At 55.7% G+C, this 16,581-nt stretch carries 29 protein-coding genes; 15 read left to right on the top strand and 14 right to left on the bottom strand.

Annotation, left to right across the window (positions count from 1 at the left end; translation table 11 throughout):
• The first annotated feature begins 225 nt into the window (after window positions 1-225).
• Window positions 226-807 (top strand): ferritin, encoded by a 582-nt coding sequence (locus tag SIB58_RS04495; RefSeq protein ID WP_186538112.1) that lies wholly within the window; start codon window positions 226-228, stop codon window positions 805-807.
• A 91-nt stretch (window positions 808-898) separates the two neighbouring features.
• Here the strand turns inward: SIB58_RS04495 and SIB58_RS04490 are convergent, their stop codons facing one another.
• Window positions 899-1,078: a hypothetical protein gene (locus tag SIB58_RS04490; RefSeq protein ID WP_067327618.1), complete on the bottom strand. Its 180-nt coding sequence runs from the start codon at window positions 1,076-1,078 to the stop codon at window positions 899-901.
• A gap of 47 nt (window positions 1,079-1,125) precedes the next feature.
• On the opposite strand from SIB58_RS04490, the gene SIB58_RS04485 reads away from it, so the two are divergent.
• A complete protein-coding gene (locus SIB58_RS04485; protein WP_156486815.1) occupies window positions 1,126-1,296 on the top strand; it encodes a hypothetical protein in 171 nt (56 codons plus the stop codon).
• Between the two features lie 22 nt (window positions 1,297-1,318).
• Here the strand turns inward: SIB58_RS04485 and SIB58_RS04480 are convergent, their stop codons facing one another.
• The 4 genes from SIB58_RS04480 to SIB58_RS04465 all read right to left on the bottom strand — a co-directional run bounded on the left by SIB58_RS04480 (window position 1,319) and on the right by SIB58_RS04465 (window position 2,249).
• The gene (locus tag SIB58_RS04480) at window positions 1,319-1,498 is read right to left on the bottom strand and encodes a hypothetical protein (RefSeq protein WP_186539988.1); all 180 of its coding nucleotides are present in this window, start codon (window positions 1,496-1,498) and stop codon (window positions 1,319-1,321) included.
• Between the two features lie 15 nt (window positions 1,499-1,513).
• Entirely contained in the window at window positions 1,514-1,726 is a 213-nt protein-coding gene (locus SIB58_RS04475; RefSeq protein ID WP_066907835.1) for a hypothetical protein, read from the bottom strand.
• A gap of 162 nt (window positions 1,727-1,888) precedes the next feature.
• Entirely contained in the window at window positions 1,889-2,032 is a 144-nt protein-coding gene (locus tag SIB58_RS04470) for a chlorophyll a/b-binding protein (protein ID WP_066907841.1), read from the bottom strand.
• A 43-nt stretch (window positions 2,033-2,075) separates the two neighbouring features.
• Window positions 2,076-2,249 (bottom strand): conjugal transfer protein TrbI, encoded by a 174-nt coding sequence (locus tag SIB58_RS04465; protein ID WP_067327612.1) that lies wholly within the window; start codon window positions 2,247-2,249, stop codon window positions 2,076-2,078.
• A 276-nt stretch (window positions 2,250-2,525) separates the two neighbouring features.
• On the opposite strand from SIB58_RS04465, the gene SIB58_RS04460 reads away from it, so the two are divergent.
• The 5 genes from SIB58_RS04460 to SIB58_RS04440 all read left to right on the top strand — a co-directional run bounded on the left by SIB58_RS04460 (window position 2,526) and on the right by SIB58_RS04440 (window position 6,246).
• A complete protein-coding gene (locus SIB58_RS04460) occupies window positions 2,526-4,676 on the top strand; it encodes a DNA polymerase (RefSeq protein WP_156486814.1) in 2,151 nt (716 codons plus the stop codon).
• Window positions 4,677-4,854: 178 nt separating this feature from the next.
• The gene (locus SIB58_RS04455) at window positions 4,855-5,223 is read left to right on the top strand and encodes an AbrB family transcriptional regulator (protein WP_066907853.1); all 369 of its coding nucleotides are present in this window, start codon (window positions 4,855-4,857) and stop codon (window positions 5,221-5,223) included.
• 114 nt (window positions 5,224-5,337) lie between these two features.
• Window positions 5,338-5,574 (top strand): hypothetical protein, encoded by a 237-nt coding sequence (locus tag SIB58_RS04450; RefSeq protein ID WP_066907856.1) that lies wholly within the window; start codon window positions 5,338-5,340, stop codon window positions 5,572-5,574.
• 52 nt (window positions 5,575-5,626) lie between these two features.
• Entirely contained in the window at window positions 5,627-5,794 is a 168-nt protein-coding gene (locus SIB58_RS04445) for a hypothetical protein (protein ID WP_156486813.1), read from the top strand.
• 26 nt (window positions 5,795-5,820) lie between these two features.
• Entirely contained in the window at window positions 5,821-6,246 is a 426-nt protein-coding gene (locus tag SIB58_RS04440) for a DUF3750 domain-containing protein (protein WP_066907859.1), read from the top strand.
• Between the two features lie 28 nt (window positions 6,247-6,274).
• Here the strand turns inward: SIB58_RS04440 and SIB58_RS04435 are convergent, their stop codons facing one another.
• Window positions 6,275-7,345, bottom strand: a complete 1,071-nt coding sequence (locus SIB58_RS04435; protein ID WP_067327604.1) for a J domain-containing protein — start codon at window positions 7,343-7,345, stop codon at window positions 6,275-6,277.
• 270 nt (window positions 7,346-7,615) lie between these two features.
• On the opposite strand from SIB58_RS04435, the gene SIB58_RS04430 reads away from it, so the two are divergent.
• The gene (locus SIB58_RS04430) at window positions 7,616-7,849 is read left to right on the top strand and encodes a Nif11-like leader peptide family natural product precursor (protein WP_066907868.1); all 234 of its coding nucleotides are present in this window, start codon (window positions 7,616-7,618) and stop codon (window positions 7,847-7,849) included.
• Between the two features lie 13 nt (window positions 7,850-7,862).
• On the opposite strand, the gene SIB58_RS04425 is transcribed toward SIB58_RS04430, so the two are convergent.
• The gene (locus tag SIB58_RS04425) at window positions 7,863-8,081 is read right to left on the bottom strand and encodes a hypothetical protein (protein WP_067327599.1); all 219 of its coding nucleotides are present in this window, start codon (window positions 8,079-8,081) and stop codon (window positions 7,863-7,865) included.
• Window positions 8,082-8,817: 736 nt separating this feature from the next.
• Here SIB58_RS04425 and SIB58_RS04420 point away from each other — a divergent pair.
• Together SIB58_RS04420 and SIB58_RS04415 are read left to right on the top strand one after the other, a co-directional pair.
• Complete coding sequence (locus SIB58_RS04420) at window positions 8,818-9,153, top strand: hypothetical protein (protein WP_231857080.1); 336 nt, start codon at window positions 8,818-8,820, stop codon at window positions 9,151-9,153.
• A 209-nt stretch (window positions 9,154-9,362) separates the two neighbouring features.
• On the top strand, window positions 9,363-10,247 hold the full coding sequence (locus SIB58_RS04415) for a GNAT family N-acetyltransferase (RefSeq protein WP_067327626.1): 885 nt from the start codon (window positions 9,363-9,365) through the stop codon (window positions 10,245-10,247).
• Between the two features lie 112 nt (window positions 10,248-10,359).
• On the opposite strand, the gene SIB58_RS04410 is transcribed toward SIB58_RS04415, so the two are convergent.
• Window positions 10,360-10,545: a chlorophyll a/b-binding protein gene (locus SIB58_RS04410; protein WP_066907876.1), complete on the bottom strand. Its 186-nt coding sequence runs from the start codon at window positions 10,543-10,545 to the stop codon at window positions 10,360-10,362.
• Between SIB58_RS04410 and SIB58_RS04405 the strand changes: the two genes are divergently transcribed.
• Window positions 10,544-10,867 carry a hypothetical protein gene (locus SIB58_RS04405; RefSeq protein ID WP_066907879.1) on the top strand — a complete coding sequence of 108 codons (324 nt, stop codon included), beginning with the start codon at window positions 10,544-10,546 and terminating at the stop codon, window positions 10,865-10,867. The genes SIB58_RS04410 and SIB58_RS04405 overlap by 2 nt on opposite strands.
• 185 nt (window positions 10,868-11,052) lie before the next feature.
• On the opposite strand, the gene SIB58_RS04400 is transcribed toward SIB58_RS04405, so the two are convergent.
• Both SIB58_RS04400 and SIB58_RS04395 read right to left on the bottom strand, forming a co-directional pair.
• A complete protein-coding gene (locus tag SIB58_RS04400) occupies window positions 11,053-11,349 on the bottom strand; it encodes a hypothetical protein (RefSeq protein WP_231884234.1) in 297 nt (98 codons plus the stop codon).
• Entirely contained in the window at window positions 11,295-11,663 is a 369-nt protein-coding gene (locus tag SIB58_RS04395) for a hypothetical protein (protein ID WP_414494963.1), read from the bottom strand. The genes SIB58_RS04400 and SIB58_RS04395 overlap by 55 nt, the downstream gene beginning before the upstream one ends.
• Window positions 11,664-11,897: 234 nt before the next feature.
• Between SIB58_RS04395 and SIB58_RS04390 the strand changes: the two genes are divergently transcribed.
• Complete coding sequence (locus tag SIB58_RS04390; protein ID WP_156486811.1) at window positions 11,898-12,143, top strand: hypothetical protein; 246 nt, start codon at window positions 11,898-11,900, stop codon at window positions 12,141-12,143.
• Between the two features lie 29 nt (window positions 12,144-12,172).
• Here the strand turns inward: SIB58_RS04390 and SIB58_RS04385 are convergent, their stop codons facing one another.
• The 3 genes from SIB58_RS04385 to SIB58_RS04375 form a co-directional block, all read right to left on the bottom strand.
• A complete protein-coding gene (locus SIB58_RS04385; protein ID WP_066907891.1) occupies window positions 12,173-12,358 on the bottom strand; it encodes a hypothetical protein in 186 nt (61 codons plus the stop codon).
• Between the two features lie 149 nt (window positions 12,359-12,507).
• The gene (locus SIB58_RS04380; RefSeq protein WP_067327592.1) at window positions 12,508-12,729 is read right to left on the bottom strand and encodes a hypothetical protein; all 222 of its coding nucleotides are present in this window, start codon (window positions 12,727-12,729) and stop codon (window positions 12,508-12,510) included.
• Window positions 12,730-13,015: 286 nt separating this feature from the next.
• On the bottom strand, window positions 13,016-13,288 hold the full coding sequence (locus SIB58_RS04375; RefSeq protein WP_066907897.1) for a DUF1651 domain-containing protein: 273 nt from the start codon (window positions 13,286-13,288) through the stop codon (window positions 13,016-13,018).
• A 411-nt stretch (window positions 13,289-13,699) separates the two neighbouring features.
• On the opposite strand from SIB58_RS04375, the gene SIB58_RS04370 reads away from it, so the two are divergent.
• A complete protein-coding gene (locus tag SIB58_RS04370; RefSeq protein ID WP_231884233.1) occupies window positions 13,700-14,641 on the top strand; it encodes a M28 family peptidase in 942 nt (313 codons plus the stop codon).
• A gap of 41 nt (window positions 14,642-14,682) precedes the next feature.
• Here the strand turns inward: SIB58_RS04370 and SIB58_RS04365 are convergent, their stop codons facing one another.
• The gene (locus tag SIB58_RS04365) at window positions 14,683-15,240 is read right to left on the bottom strand and encodes a hypothetical protein (protein ID WP_067327589.1); all 558 of its coding nucleotides are present in this window, start codon (window positions 15,238-15,240) and stop codon (window positions 14,683-14,685) included.
• A gap of 117 nt (window positions 15,241-15,357) precedes the next feature.
• Here SIB58_RS04365 and SIB58_RS04360 point away from each other — a divergent pair, with 117 nt between their 5' ends.
• Window positions 15,358-15,528: a hypothetical protein gene (locus SIB58_RS04360; RefSeq protein WP_156486810.1), complete on the top strand. Its 171-nt coding sequence runs from the start codon at window positions 15,358-15,360 to the stop codon at window positions 15,526-15,528.
• Window positions 15,529-15,563: 35 nt separating this feature from the next.
• Complete coding sequence (locus tag SIB58_RS04355; protein WP_067327584.1) at window positions 15,564-16,445, top strand: alpha/beta hydrolase; 882 nt, start codon at window positions 15,564-15,566, stop codon at window positions 16,443-16,445.
• The last annotated feature ends 136 nt before the right edge of the window (window positions 16,446-16,581 follow it).

Here is a 16,581-nt window from a genome sequence, read left to right as displayed (position 1 = left end):
CCGCAGGCGCGTCCGGGCCGCCGGCCGCCATCCGTCCTGCCCCGCAAACGAAACTGATTCTCAGCAGCAGATTAGCACTGCTGAATGTGATTCTCAAAAGCATATTTGGGGTTTTTGAATGTGATTCTCAAAAGCATATTTTGATCCACTAATGTTCGGTTTTTACGCATATCTTTCGCTGTTTTGTGATGTAGAACTGATGCATCCCTCCCAGAGGACAACGCAATGACAAATTCCGCCACCCAGGCCACCATCACCATTCCCGTCGGTCCTGCAGGCCGGGCCATGGCCGAACCCATGTCCAGCGAACTGCTCGACCTGATGGAAGCCCATCTCAACCTTGAGCGTCAGTCAGCTGCTGATTACTTCGCTGCTGCTGTCTGGTTTGCTGAACGTGAACTGACCGGCTTTGCCGAGCATCTGCGTGATGAAGCCAAGCAGGAGCAGGAGCACGCCGCCAAGTTTGCTGACTATCTGATCTCCAGAGGTCAGCGCCCTGTGCTCGACACGATCGAACCACCCCGCCAGCAATGGCCTGATGTGGAGCAGGTGATCGCCAATGTCTTCCGCATGGAAGCTGATGTGACCGCCTCGGTGCTGCAGCTTTACGGCACTGCTGAAAAGGACATTGACCGCCGCACGACTGTGTTCCTCGACGCAATCGTTGACGCCCAACGTCTTTCTGAGCACGAAGCCGCCTATCTGCTGGGCCGCGTCAAGTTCGCTGCCGGCAACCCTGCTGCTGTGATGATCATCGACGCCGAACTGAGGGAAGGCGAGGCCGAGCCCGCCAAGCTCGAAGGCTGATCAGCTGATCAATCTCCAACTCAGCAACAAGCCCCGCTTGAGGCGGGGCATTTGTTTTGCGGCGGCTTCAGCGAAGAACGCATGTCGACCTTCACGACCGGAACAGCTTGAAGAGCACCCACAGCGCAGCTGCCGCGAGCAGCCGGTATAGCCATGACCACTGCAGCCAGACAGCCGTGATGAGGCTCACTGTGAACAGCACCAGAAATCGCGCGAGGGTTTTGCCAGGTTGAGAAAGGTCTCCACATAAGCCAACCCCGCGTGACCACATCACTGTGGCTTAGCTCCGTAGGGTTCTCTTCACTGGCCGCTGGATGGATGAATGTGGACAAAGACCTGCAGAAGCAGGCGCGCAAAAGCCTGCGAGGCACGGATCCCTCCATCGCCAAATACATGCAGGTGCTCGAACATGAGGTCTGTCACCTCGAAGAACTCAACGCACAACTGAACCAGAAGATCGAGGTGCTTCAACAGCAGCGTGCAGGCTGAACAGACTGCGGTGGATCAGTGTTCAGTGAACTCTGAGGATCGCGCGGATCAGATTCGGACGCTGCCGCAGTTCAGCTGTGAATTCGCGGGCCAGATCTCTGGCCTCCATCGCATCGGAGGCATAGACGCAACCTTCGAGGGTTGCTCCGCTGAGATCCCGGTAGCGCACCAGATAGCGGTTGATCGTTTGCAGTGGCGACATCAGCTGACTCCTGACCTAAGCGAAGCCGAAACGGCGAGCGGCGCTTGCCTCGAACTCGCGTCTGATCTGCACAATCGTTTCCCGGGCAAAGGCTTTCTCGTTTTCCTGCGCCGTGATGATCTGTTTGCTGAGCTCTCGTAACTGCTCGATGTCCTCACAGGCATCGATCTCACGAAACGACGATTCAAGGTTGAATTTCTGCTCAACCGACAGGCGATGGTTGGTCATGGTGCAGAGACGGCAGAAGCCTCACCAAGGTGAGACGTTGAATGACTGTTATCCAACGATCGCCAGGCCGAAGCCCGATCGTGACAGTGAAATCCGCCCTGAGCCGAACACACGCTCAGGCTCAGAGCTTGATAAGCCGATCTTTGCAGATGACAGCGACGGTCAGAAACCGAGCTGATTGAGGATGCCCTGGCCTGTGAGCAGTTCGGTGCCCAGACCAATCACGAAACCGAGCATTGCCAAACGGCCATTCCAGGTTTCAGCGAAATTGACAAAGCCAAAGCGGCGTTGGGTGGTGTCAGTCATGGTTTTAGGTGCAATGGGTCAGATGCAGAGTGAATCAGGGAGATCAGCCGGCGCAGTTGCAACCCCAGGGCTCATGGCCATGGCAGGGCTCGCTGTTGATGTGACCGTTGGCGCAGGCTTGCGAACAGAAGAGCTGGTTGCCACGCCGCATGGCTGTGGCTTCATCAACGGCGCAGCTGCAACCAGGACAGGCGCACTGAACAGGAACTGCTGTCATGGATGTCTCCGAGAAGGACCTTTTCGTTCTATGCCTGCCTCACTGCGCTGAGCAGAGGGGACAGCCGACCTCAGAGGTTCGGTTTCAGGATCTTTCCGGACGAGTTGCAAAGAGGCAGATTCACAGGTTTTTTTCATCTGACTCATCCACGCATCACAGAGGGCAACACATCGATCGGTTATCCGTAGCCGTTGTCACCGACGCCTGCATTTGCGCTGGCCAGCATGAGTGCACCACCATCGTTGGAGTTGGACAGATGAAAGCCAACAGCAACCGTTGCCAAGACCTGAACAAACAGCTGGAGATGTACCGCGCCTTCCGCGACATGGATGGTGTGGCAGCCGTGACCCGCGAGCTGCAGATGGACGCCTGCGCCTGCCCAGTCAAGAACTGAGTCGGATCGAGAGCCCCTGCATCGCCCGGCACTCCTCAATCGCCTCAACCAGCCGAGACTGCCTGGAGAACGTCAACTCGTTGTTCGATCAGCAACTGCTATTCCCAGGGTCTGACGCCATCCAACCGGCTGACCCGGTGCCTTTCTCCGGGAAGTCCCCCAATGGCATCCATTACATCGTCAGGCCGGATGATCTGCCGGATCCCGACTCGATGGCACTGTCCATTGGCTTTGATCTGGAGACGTTCAACCGTCGAACCGATCTCTGGCGACACAAGGCCAGCCTCAGCCCATCTCTCGGGGGCGAGATTCGTCTGGCTCAGCTGAAGACGGCTGACAGCAGCAGCACGCTGGTGATTGATGTGGCGGTGATCGGCCAACCGGCCGTTGATTGGCTGTGCACACTTGCGCGCAACCCTGAGCGCATGTTGGTGGGCCACAACCTCCTGTTTGAAGCCACCTTTCTGATCGCTGCAGGGATCAGACCGTTGTGCCAGTGGTGGGACACGATGCTGGCCTGTCAGATCATCGGCGACTTGCCGAGCAACAGCCTGGCCGCCGCGTCTGCTCACTACCTGCATCGGGCACTCGACAAGGGTGAACAGAGCAGCGACTGGGGGAATGCCCTCACCGCCAGCCAGCTGCGCTATGCGGCTCTGGATGCCGAGATTGTTCTGCCTCTGGGGCGTGCGCTGCATCAGCAACTTGTGGCCACGCAACAGGTCGCGGTACACCGGCTTGATTGCTCCATGATCAGTGCCTGCGCCGATGGTCAGGTTCGAGGTCTGGCGGTTGATATGGAGGCTGCACTCCAATCCAGAACGAAGGCTCTGAGCGAACGGGAACGGTTGGCAGCAGAGGTGCAGGAGAGACTCGGGATCGAGAATTACAGGAGTCCGGACAAGTTGCAGAACGCCCTGAGTCGTCACCTGGACGAGCCGATCGACAACACCAAAGACCGGACTCTGAACTCTTTCCTGCCCGATCCTGTGATCGGGCAGCTGCTTCAGCTGAAGGCGCTGGATCAGGAACTGAAAGAAGTGAACTGGCTGCTTGAAGAAGCCAGGCTCACCGATGGCCGGGTCCGTCCCCACTACCGGATCATTGGTGCCAGCACTGGTCGCATGAGCACCAGTGCCCTGATCCGCGAAACCAGCAGTCACGTTCCCTCCGATACCGAGCGGTTCAAAACAGGCCAGAGACAAGGCGAACCCAAAGCCGTGAAGCTCGGGCAGTGTGGGTTCAATTTCCAGGGCATCACCGGCGATCGCAAAAAAGCACTGGGCACCGGCAACCCCAACAGCGTGTTGATGGACCTCGACTGGTCATCCATTGAGATCCGTCTCCAGGCCAGCCCAAGGCTTTACAACGACGATGGCCAGCGCAGGATCCTGCTGGAGGGCATCGACCCGCATTCCTACATCGCCAGTCAGGCCTGCGGAAGAGAGATCAGCAAAGCGGATCCGGAGCGCTCAACGATTGGGAAACGTGCCAATTTCGCCCTGGCCTACGGCTGCGGGCTCTCAGGTGTTCGCAAATTGCTCTCCCGAGCTCGCGGTGAGCAGGTCTCGGAGATGGAAGCCCACAAGGTTTACGACGCCTGGCATCGCCTGCACCCGCAGATGAGCCAGGAAATGGAGAAGTTCTCCAGCGAGACGGTGACTGAAGTGCGCAGTATTGCCGGACGACGAATGACATTCCGCAGCAAACAGGCAGGCCCGGATGGAACCAGAGCGATGCAGCCGCTGGGACGAACCAACGGAATCAACTTTCCTGTTCAGGGCTCTGGTCGCGATCTGCTCGCCGCTGCACTCGGTGACCTTTGGCCTGCGCTGGATCGCTTCCCAGGTGTTCACATCATTGGCCTGATTCATGATGAGATTCTTCTCGAGGTTCCACGGGATCTGGTGGAGGAAGTGAAGGCCGTCGCCTTGGCCTCGATGACTTCAGAGAAGCTTCAGAACCAGTACCTGGGTGACATTCCACTGCAGGCGGAATGCAACATTGCAGAGAGCTGGGGAGAGGCTCACTGAGAAGGTCGCATTCATCGACTGAGCTAAATCCTTACAGGCATGGGACAGGTTTCTGCGAGCTCATCCGCTACATCCGCCAAAGAGGAGATCCACGAAAGGTTCAGGGCAAGACAAGCTCAAGACTTGTTATTCATGGGCAGCAAGGTATAAATATGGTTGACGAATTCATTTATCTGAAATGCTCACCGGCGCCGATCTACTGTCCAAGGTCAAAGAACTAGGTGATGTATCCAAAACTGATCTGGCAACTGCCTGTGGGTATGTCTCAAAGAAGAAAGACGGTTCTGACCGGGTGAACTTCACCGCGTTCTACGAAGCACTGCTGAATGCCAAGGGCATCGATCTCGGCGGTGGTTCTGCCGGCATGGGCAAAGGTGGTCGCAAACTCAGCTACACCGCAAAAGTGCAAGGCAACGGCAATCTCCTGGTTGGCAAGGCTTACACAGCCATGCTGGATCTTGCTCCTGGCGATGAATTCGAAATCAAGCTGGGCAAGAAGGCGATCCGCCTGATTCCTGTCGGAGGCGAGGAAGAAGGCGAGGAGTGATCAGGCCAAAAGATCCGATCACCACTCAGTTGTTCGAAGGCAGGGTTGCTGGTCAGCCCTGCTTTTTAGTGTTTCAACCAGAGGGAAGGGCCCCATGGCCAATCAACTAAAGTGATGTCCCCGAGCAGATCTTCGGTGAGTACAGAACGACTCCATTGGAAAGACTTATCTCTTCAAGAGCTGGAGCATGTTCTGAAATCGGAAGAGGTCACAGGTGAACCGGAAGATTATGAGTACATCAGGCAGGACGGAACCTTGCATGTGCTCAACGATGAGTGTTCCATTGAAATTTCAGTGTCTCCGGCAAAGGAGCAACCAGACGGATCAACTCCGGTTGAGCACAAGGCCTGAGCGATTGAAGTCGATCGACCGGCCCAGAGTTTCAATCACAGTTGAGTAGACCTTGCTGAGCCTGATTCCCCCTATTTATCTGGCGGCACTGGGCCTGGGGCTGGCAGCAATTGTTGTGGTCCTCTTTTATTCCTTCACTCGAACAACCAACTACGAAATGCAGGAGAAGCTGAAGAAAGCTCAGCTCAGGAAGCAACGGCAGCAAGCCAAAGATCTTTAAGCCATGATTTCTTGTTCGACCACCCAATGCTGAAGGTTGAGCTTCGTGCAGCCAGAATTCCAGGATTGCCAGGCCTGGTTGCAGACCACTATTGGCTGCTCGTGATTCGTGGTGCTGAAGCCAGCGATCTACAGACTTGTGATCGCTGGGAAATCTGGCAATTCGCACGCCAGAATCAGTCCTGCTGGGGGCATCTTCACAAGAACCTTCTGGCTCCCTGCCAGGGTGTTGGCAGTGGTCCATCACATTTAATCGAGCAATGGATGGGTGATGACGCTTTGAGCATGGCGGCGAAGATTGAATCCTCCCCCAGCAACTACCCCTTCAAAGAAAGCTACAGATACTGGCCAGGCCCGAACAGCAACACGTTTGCGCAATGGATCGTTCGCGAAAAAATGAATCTCGGCAAACGAGCGGTCGGCAAAAGTTTCCCTGTTCCAGACACCATCTGATGACGATGGCAGCCAGGTCCTGAAGGCATCACTGCTCGAGTGCCTGAATCAACCGATCTTTCGCCTGAATAATCTGAGTCATCTGCTCAGCAGTGCCACCCAGATCCGGATGAGCCTTTCTGGCAGTGAGCTTGTAGGCAGCCTTGATGGTCTGCACAGTGAGATTGCCTTCGGCTGGCAGGCCCAGCAATCGGCGATCCGCCTCACTGCCAGGTCTGCCAGCCATCCTGTCCGTGAGCTCAGACCACCATTGAGCGGTATTTCGAGCCTGCTCCGACTGGTGAACGGCGAAACCGCACCATGCCAGACACTCAGCGGTGTCCTGTGGAGGGTCTCCTTCAAGTGTTGCCAGACGCAGGGCGACCCCCCAGAACAAACAGCGTCGGATGACGTTGTCTTCGGGAGAGCCACCGGAGGTGAAGTCAAAGACCTTGGCGTAGGGGATCAGATCTTCAAGTTCAGACCAGATCCGCTCATCGATCCTGTCTTGACCGTTGAGACCAACAGTTGCCAAAGCAGTCAGCAGGAAACGCGCTGCTGCATCGCGAGTCGTCATCTGCGGAGCAGATTCAACAGCGCCGTCGATCGCCCTGAGTCGATCCGGTGTGGCCCGCTGCTTCATTCGCTGAATATGTTCAGCCAGCAGAGCAGCTTCTTCCTGAACCTGACGTCTGTGGTGTTCAATCAGATCAAGCAGCGCCTGCTTGCCTGCATCAGACAAGGGTTGGTCACGGTTCATCTTCTGCTCGATTTTAAAAATATTGATCTGCTTGGCAGTGACACCCGGCAAGTCACTGGCGTCTTTTCTGCAGATCTCCCATCGCCTGGCCTGAAGACGGGCTGCATCCCGGTCATAGAACTCCGAGCGGTCAAGACGGTCCTGCTTTGCAGCGTGCCGCTCAGCCCGGGGCGGTTGTGCTGGAGAAGCCGAACAGCCAGTCAGCAGCTGATCGATCACCTTGCCGCGGGCCACGCCCCATTGCTGGGCAAGAGTGTCGAGCAGCTCGATGGTCCGGGGCTGGAGCCAGACCTCAAGACGCCTCGCCCCAGGACTGTCTGATGGTCCGAAACGAGCACCAGCACTGCGTTTTGAGGGCATGGTATTCATCGTGATCTCTCGGATCAATTCAACCGATCGGACGACTGCGGATCGAACCTGGTTGTCAACTCAAAGGGAGGACTGAGGGCTGCCGCCATCCAGGCTGAGCTGGTCTGAGCTGCGGTTGGCTTTGATGCACTCAGCAAGAGAATGCAGAGGGCATCAATGCCAAGCCTTCCAACAGATGTGCCATAGATGGTTTTCCTGGCAATCATCTGGTCATTAAAAACCTAAAAACCAGGGTTAATTTAACCCAGCTGCACGAAACACATGTCGATGGAGGCATTGAAAAGATTTTTAGTTGCCATGCGAGCCGACAAGACGCTATATGAAAAGGTTTCAAGTTTTGCGACTGCGAACGAGATCGTTTCGATCGCCACCAACCTGGGATTTGAATTCACTGAAACCGAATTGAAATCAATTTCCAATCAGAATATTGAAGGTGTAAAGATCAAGAGACAAGACACTACACCTTCGTACAATTTTGGTGAGGGCGGCAACTGAGAACCCATCGACATCAGTCAGGTATCAGGTATTCCAGAAGCAACGAAAAACTCCACAGACCAGCAATAGCGATTAATCCCAACAGAATCAAAGTGGTGGGATTCACCACATCGACAGACTGCTCTGGCAACTCCTTGATTGCATTGCTTTCAATTTGATTTTGCACAAGACTGTTAACAACTAAGCACATGCTATGCCATGACTCAGGATTAAAGTATTGCCCGATACCCACGACACTTTTAACGTGGCATTGAGCGGCAATTCAATTCCGAGCCAGTAGCTTTCGACAATTTTTCTCGTCGCTTCCTGTCAAGCTCTTCACAAACAACAACAAACACGCCTGTTCATCCAGAAGACGGCACGGACCGAGGTCTTCAGCGAACTTTTCAGGCCTTCAGGGGGCAAACGAATCGCCATGAAGACGAACAGTGGGGTCCCAGCCCCTAGCGGCGCCGACGGCTCATTTCATGCTTCGATGTTTCACTGAAGGCTGTGAATAAAACAACAACCACCGCGGCAAGGCCCAGGCCAAGAAAAACAAGATAATAGGAAGGCAGAATACTTAGCATTGAAGTCAACGTTTTGATGATTTTAGTCAAAACCCAAAAAAGCAAGCACGTACATTGATACTCAACGCCGATCAATCTATTTTTTGCATTTGCATTATTTTCCAGCCATCTGTTGTCGATGTGTGGCTTGACCTGATCATCAGTGCTGGAGCAGCAATCCCTGTGACAACACGGTTGCAGCGGCGCTTAGAGCAACCAGGCCATATTGGCCCGACCTCCGCGCAGGCGAAGCAAAGCTGATCCGCGCTGGTCGATCACCCCATCGGGGTTGATCGATCACTGCAGGATTCCCGCATGATTTCCCAGAATTGATGTTGACCCGGAACATCCAGCAGAACAGCTGACAAACACTGGTGTCATGTTCAACGTGTAAGGACCAGGGTCATCCAAATGCTTTCCATGAGATCACCTGCCATCGCCTTGTTTGCCGTCGCGCAGGCCTTCACCGTTGGCGCGTTGCCAGGCCAGGCCGCTCAGGACTGTGGACCAGGCGCTCACTGGGTTCAGACAGGGCCCATGCTTGGTTCCGGCTATTGCAAGCCCAAGCACCGCAGGGACCATTTCGTTTGTGCCATCGGCTATCACTACGCAGGACAAGGACGTTGTGTTCGTAATGGTCCCTGGTGGACGGGCCGCAGACCAGTGAACTGGGGGCCTTATTACGAGCCACGAAACAAGTCAGGCAGCGTCACCTTTGAAGGACCAAATGGAGGCGAGGTCAAGCTGAGATGGTGATCCGCAGCAACAATGAGATGAACCCTTTCCAGGTGTGTCCGGAGGCTTACAGTGTGATTTTTTTATTATTACAAAAAGAGACCAATTAATTCACTGGTAACAGGCCTGTCTGAGCAGGAAATAAATCATTGATTGGTATTACTTCACGACAATCTGAACCAGCCGTGAAATCTTCTTGCGACGCCAGGATGTTCATTCAGGCTGAGGGCATGAACTCTGAATTCACGATTCGCCCCGTTGAACCAGTTGACATTCCACTGATCAACAACTGGGCTCGCAGTGAAGGATTTGCCCCCGGAACAGGAGATGTTGGAATCTATCGCCAGACCGACCGCCAGGGAATCTGGACGGGCTGCCTGGGTGAAGAACCGATCGGATGCATTGCAGGCATTCGGTACAACCATGCCTACGGTTTCATCGGGCTCTACATCGTGCGCCCGGATCAGAGAGGTCGAGGCTATGGAGTGAAACTCTGGAAAGTAGCTCTCGATCACCTCCACGACGTGAGCTGCATTGGGCTTGAAGCAGCAGAAAACAGGATTGATGATTACTCAAACTGGGGTTTTCAACCTGCTTCAACAACGACACGTTGGCAGCTTGGGGTTGACTCACTTCCCCACCAGCTCAGATCAACGGAAGGACCGGAAGAGCTCAGATTGATTCACGGAGATGATATCCCTGAACCCAAAATCCAGAGCTACGACGCCGATCGTGAACTCAATCCCAGACCACACTTTCTGTCGGACTGGCTGAAGCACCCAGCCGGCGCTGTGACGGCACTGCTCGACAGCAGGGATGACTGCCATGGATTTGCCCGAATCCGTCCATGCCTGCTCAGCAATGAAGCCGGCTGGCGCATCGGCCCCTTGTTGGCTGATTCGCCTGAACTGGCGCAGCTGTTGATCAGGGATCTTCTCAGTGCAAGACAGGGATTGGTGATCATTGATTCGCCGGGGGGCAATGCATTGGCCGCACCGATGCTGCGGAAACTTGGTTTCACAGCGTCCGGACGCACACTGCGGATGTACCGGGGGGTGATGCCCTCCCGGAAACTGGATGAGGTGTACGGGCTTGCCTGCCTTGAGCTTGGCTGAGGCCTGAGAAAACCGGCAAGCCAGACCGGTGATCAAGGGCAGAACAGATCCCCGAATGGGGTTGAACTTGATGATCGGAAGTGAGCGTCACCAATGGTCTGATGGCAACGGATCAGAGACCCAGCGCCATCAGCAGTCCCTGGTGAAGCAAAGCTTCGGTGCCGATCAGCGCAATGAAGCCCAGCATCGCCAGACGTCCGTTCAGGCGTTCAGCTTTCGCCAGTCGCTCACGGCGCATCTGAGCTGCGGCAAGGTCCTGCCAGTAGCGCTCATCAGCCAGAAGGGTTGCAGTTGTCATGGGTGTCTCCGTGTGGGACCAGACAGGTCTATGCCCACCGGAGCTGGCTCGGAAGCAGGGACAGCCGACCATGCAGGTTCGGTTTCAGGACCTATGGCGCAGGATTGATCGGGAGCATATTCGCCACTTCCGACCCGCTGCAGAGCGGGATGGAACGGTGTTGGCGGCCATTATTCGTTCGTTGAATGATGTCGGCGACACATCAACTGGCCCAGCTGAGGTGGCAGCTTTGAAGTCCAATGAGTCAGAGGTGGCTGATTGGTCGTTCGGGCGCTGGTGGGACAGCGCCAGGACGTTATGGCATCCGCAAATGATTCAGTGAATGGGATGCATTTCACCTGCGCTGGTGATTCAGCTGATGCAAGGCTTTTCGGGCAGCTGTTGCCAGGTTGTGAGTCCAATCTGATGGTCGATTGGTCGCCTAGGTGGGACCGGTGCTGAACGACTCAGCGCCGGGCTAGGCCGGATGCAGCCAAGCCTGCGCAGGCGATGACCGAAGCAGGTTGCCTATGCCGACTGAGCCGGCATCCACTGAGATTGATGTTCAGCAAGAGGAGATCGTTCCAGAAGCCTGGAGACCCCCAGTTGTTCACGCCAGGCAATCAGGGATTGATCCCATTGCTCTTCCCAGCGAACAGACAACAGGGAAATCTGCAACTCATGAGCCAGTTGAATTCCAAACTCAACACATCGCCAGATCAGTTGATTTTCAGCAGGCTGAATCAAGCCGTGCGCAATCCAGGTTGTCATCACAGCGAGAGCCCCAGGCGACCTGTAACGACGGGCGTAATAGGCCGAAGCCACCGCCTCACCGGCGACGGTGTCAGGCAAACCGAAAACCAGATGATGAAAATATGGGTTCGTCGCAGGCGATTGGCGAGATATTCCCAGTCTTGATTGGTTTCAGAAACGGATGGGGGCAGTTCCTCCAGATGTTCTGCATCCAGTCGCCGTTGCAGAGATACCGCGAGACTTGCCGGCGGCGCACTGCGCCGCTCAGCTGGTGATGGCCACTTCGGGTCATAGCGATCTTTCAGGATCAGTTGATGATCTGATTCGCGGGCTAAATCCATAAATCCACGCTGACTCAACTCACTGGAGTCGATGTGCTTCAACATCCGAAAAAGATGATTTGCGGTGTGGTCGGGATCTTTGGCCGTTTGTAAAAAACCCACAGCTGCGTCAAGGGCTATGGCGCGGAATTCCTTGATTGCCAATCGGAAGCCAGCAATCTCTTCAAACCAATCATTGGTCCAATCACACCCAAGCATTCACAACCTGGCTCGTGGCACGATCTCAGCCCAGGCCGGTGAATTCCAGTTGTGTCAGCTTTGCGAGAGTTCCCCTGCATCATGGAGGACGCAGTGCAGATGTTCGGGCTCGATCAATCCCTGCTCTTCGAATGGCTCTCTGCCTGGTTGGTGCTGAACTGGGGCGCACACCTCGCCTTGCGCCAGAGCCCTGCTGAAGACACCCGTGAGGGTCAAGCCGGAGCAGCGTTCCCCAGGCTCAGTGACCAGTTCACTTACGTGCTGCACTCGCTGGCCATTGCCTGGTTGATCCAGTGGTCATGGCGGCTGCTCCCACCGATTGGATGATCCCTGAAGCCTGAGCACTGTTGGCCGCATCAAACCGGATTGATCCGATGCGTATCGGGCAGATCTGAAACCTGAGCGGTGAGCATGCAGTCGACGATCCGGTGGATGTAGGCGGCCCGGCGCAGCTTGTCCATGGTCTGCCATCTGGCTTCGCCCATGGACTGGCGGGCGACTGCGATCGCGGCGAGTCCGGCGAGATTCTGAGCGCGGTCCATGGGCAAAGCCCTGTTGACCAGGATCTAACCGGCTCGCTTTTGCATGGCAATCCGCAGATCAGCAAACCCCATCAATCCGTACTGCCTGGCTTCCGCATGTCCTCATTCATCGCCGCGCAGATGCATAGCCAATGGTTCAGATGCGGCATTCAATGCTCATCCTTCAGGGGGTACGTCCGGGTGCCAGCCGGCAGGCTGATCAGTTCATCAGCATCTGCACTGAAGAGATCGGCCCCCGTGAGAATCGAAAAGGCTTGCTTGATCCAGTCTCCATCAACAAAGAGATACCCCGATTGAAACGCAGGGTTGACGTGAATGATCGTGAATTTTGCCTCACCAACTTTGGCCAGCAAAGACAAAGAGAAATCCATTGGCTCACTTCAAGCCCTTTTGATCGACAGAGGCCAAAGACAACCACTTTTGATCCAGCGGAAAAAGCCGTAAGAGCAATTTTCAGGACTGGACGGCAAAACTTGTGGCATCAGCGTGAAAGCCCCATCCGAATGGAGTGTGTGTATCGAGCGCTGCCTGAACAGGATTCATTCACGTTCATTCCTCTCCACAAAGCTTGCGAGGAGTTGGCCAGCTCCCGGAGCGTGTATCAGGATCAGCAATGGTGTTGTCGCCAGTGCTGGCCATCACCCGGGTCCAACAGGATCAGCGCACCGGTGGACGACAGCGCCGCCAGCCGACCTTCTGCATGTTCTGCCAGGCCTCGATGGCGTTGTGCTCGAGCATCCGTCTCTGGCTCTGAGGCTCGGGAGGATGGGGTCTCACCCAGCGATAGGTGCTGAGGACCACCCAGCGGCCATGGGCGGTTGATTGGCCATTGCTGAACCTCACCAACAGCTGCTCATCACCATTCACCAACCAGCCGTCCCTGCCGGCCTGCAGCGGTTGTTCTTGGGTGGTGTGGTCCCAGTTCGGCATGGGGGGAGTTTCGCCGTGATCCACATCAACGCGGGCCAGAGTTCACAGAACCTCACTCCAGAGGGGTCTCTGCAGAGGCTGGGCTGCTAGCCAATCAGCTGGGTCAGCAGAGCTGCGGATCCCAGTCCCCCGAAGAACAGGACAGTGGGCAGCATGGCCGGCCAGACCGATGGCTGAGTCGGATCGGACATCAGTTCCCTGTGTCATTAACTCCCGGAAAAATAAAAGGTTCTGCCCTCACATCAGGTGATGACCTGATGGTGCGCAGGTCGTATTTGCTTGGTTGCCAGGTATCTGAGTGATTCACAAGCCGGACGCCTGGAAGACTGCGGTGCAGATCCCCGCACCAGGAGCAGGCGGTTGTCCCCCTGGAAGTGCTGACAGCGTTGCTCGAGATTGAACTGGCGTCGGGTGACGCGACAACCAACGGCACGGATCCCCGCCGTTGATCAAGAGCCTCCCCTGAGACAGGAGGCTTTTCCTGCCTGGATGTCTGCCAACCCGGCGAATCAGACTGAAGCAATGGCACTGCTGTCACTCGCCTGCCGCAAGGATCTGGAAGCCATCGCCATTCCCCGCCATGCCAGCTGGGATCCGGTGGGTCTGATGGCCGTGCGCAGTTATGTGCGCGAGCAGCTGGCTGCTCTGGGGAAGGTGGAGGAACAGCCGTTCAGGCGCAGCAGCCATCAGGGGGTGAATCTGATCCTGAAACTTCCCGGCCGCAACCCCGGGCGCCGGCCGCTGCTGGTGGGCGCCCATTACGACGGGCCCATCCAGTCGGTCGGAGCTGATGACAACGCCAGTGCAATGGCTGCTCTGCTGGAGCTGGGCAGACGCTGGAGCACGGCACCCCCGCGGCGACCCGTGTGGCTGGTGGCCTTCGATCAGGAGGAATGGGGTCTGCTCGGCAGTTCAGCACTGGCCGACCGGCTCAAGGCAGATCGGCAACGACTCAAGCTGATGGTGAGTCTGGAAATGCTCGCCTACACCAGCAACACGCAGAGCTACCCCCACCCCGCCATGGGCAGGCTCTATGGCAACCGCGGCGACTTCATTGCCCTGGTGGCGAATGCCCGTGCTGGCCTGATGCTCTCTCGGCTCACCCATGCCATGGGGCAACACGTGAGAAGCAAAGCGCTGCCGGTGCCGCGCGCTGGGATCGATGTGCCCGCAGTCCGCCGCAGCGATCACAGCCCGTTCTGGGATCGGGGGTACAACGCCCTGATGGTGACGGACACCTCGTTCATGCGGAACCCGCACTACCACCGGATGAGCGACACGATCGACACGCTCGATCTGCCCTTCCTGGCCTCAGTGATTGATGGACTGGATGCGGCGCTGGCCAGGCTTTAAACGATGGATCTGAGCCAACGTCCCGAAATCCGGTCTTCAGCTCAGAACAGCTTGATCTTGATGAACGGTGCCGACGGCTTTGACTTTGTTTCGGTTTCAGATGGATTGCTGTTCTGATCGGAATCGTTCGAGCTGCCCGAGGACCCTCCATAACACTCAGTGATCACAGCCTGATTTCCTGCTCGCACATCACTGAAGCTCACATTCAGATTGATCACTGAAGGGTTCAACATCACGGCCTGAGTCGACAGCACTGCATAGTTGCCCGGCTGAGTGCCATCAACAACGGTTCCTTTTGGAGGTGCCCAGGTGGCTGAAAACGTTCCACGGGTGACATTGGTGCGAATCGGTTCTTCGCAGTAACCGGCTTTGGTGAGATCGGCGCGAATCCTGGCCAGCAGTGCTTCAAGGGTGGTGTTTTGATGACGGCTATTCAGCGCCAATTGCCCCAGCGGGTTGGCACTGAACATCATCTCGGCATTGGATCCCAGGCTGGGAGGAAGGCTTTTGAGCAGCTGTTTGACCGGCTCCGCTGAGACAGGAATGAAGCCTCCGCTCAAAGCGGCGAAGAGCGATAACGCTGCGATTCTGCGAATCATGTGTCAATCAACCTGTGATCAAAAATCTAGGGATCCACCACCTCGATCACGACCCCTTAACTTCTCTTATCCAGCGGCATCAAGAACGGTTTCGCTCCATTGCGTGGCCGATCAAATGTGAACCGACGATGGCCCCTGCGTCTGCCCGCTCTGGACCACAAAGCCCTGATGGTGAAAGACATCTCCTTCATGCGAACTCCGCACGACCACTGGAGGGGCGACACGATCGGCAGTCTGGTTCCAGCCTGCCCGGCCTCAGTGATGGATGGAGTGGAGGTGTCGGCATGAGCTATAGATCATCATGAACGCCGAAATCGTGTTTTGTGGATTCCGCTGAACTGAAGGAGTATTTTTCCAAACGTGTCAGCCTGAGCAGTGCTGATTTAGTGGCTATGGCGCAATTATTTGCGCAATTGTATGGAGAATTTCAAACCGATATCGTCCATAGAGTTTGCTGCACTGATGCGATCGATCGGCCATACATATGGGTTGATCCCCTGGAGGGTCGCAGCTCACATGTGATTTTGTTTTTTCATGGTGGTGGATACACCATGGGAAGCTCGAAAGATCACATGCAGCTGATTGCATCTCTCGTTGAACGGTCTGGAAAGACATTTTTAGCGGTTGATTACCGGCTTTTCCCTGCAGTCACTTTTCCCGCTCCTCTTGACGATGCTGAAGCCTCCTACCGCTGGCTGCTTGAGCAAGGGTTACCAGCATCCCGCATTGGTCTGGCAGGCATTTCAGCGGGCGCCGCCCTGGTCACTCAGCTGGTGCATCGTTGCGCAAAGAAGTCTCTGGGATGCCCTGCACTGGCCATGGTGATGTCGGGCCTGAATGATTTTCGCTTTGATCGCCCATCAATGGCTTTCAATTCCTGCCTGGACCTTGTCTCCCTGAACAGACTGGAGTCGATCGTTGAATTCTATTTCCCTGATCAATCATCATTCGAATCTGATGATGTGCTTTGCATCAATCAAAATTACAACCACTATCCGAAAACATTATTTCAGGTTGGTGATCAGGAAATACTGTTGAGCGACGCCATTGAGATGCATGAATCCTTGAGATCACAGGGTCATGATGTGCATCTGAACGTTGTTCCACAAATGATTCACTGTGGCCAGATGTTTGCTCGCGACTATCCGCCCGGACAGTCCGCAATCGAGCAGGCGGCAGGCTTCATCAAAAGTGCATTGCAATGATGCTCGAACCTGATCAAAAGGCGCGCAGCCCCATGCAAACGACACCAGAGCGGCAATCAGGTCAGCAGTAACACCAAAGAGATCCGGATGGAGGCTCAGGATCACGTCGCGGTTGATCTGTGAGGGGTGATCGCAC

It is taken from the genome of Synechococcus sp. MIT S9504 (assembly GCF_047497135.1).
Taxonomy (GTDB): domain Bacteria; phylum Cyanobacteriota; class Cyanobacteriia; order PCC-6307; family Cyanobiaceae; genus Synechococcus_C.
Note: the sequence above shows the minus strand (reverse complement) of the source record. Positions and strands in the feature narration are given on the sequence as shown.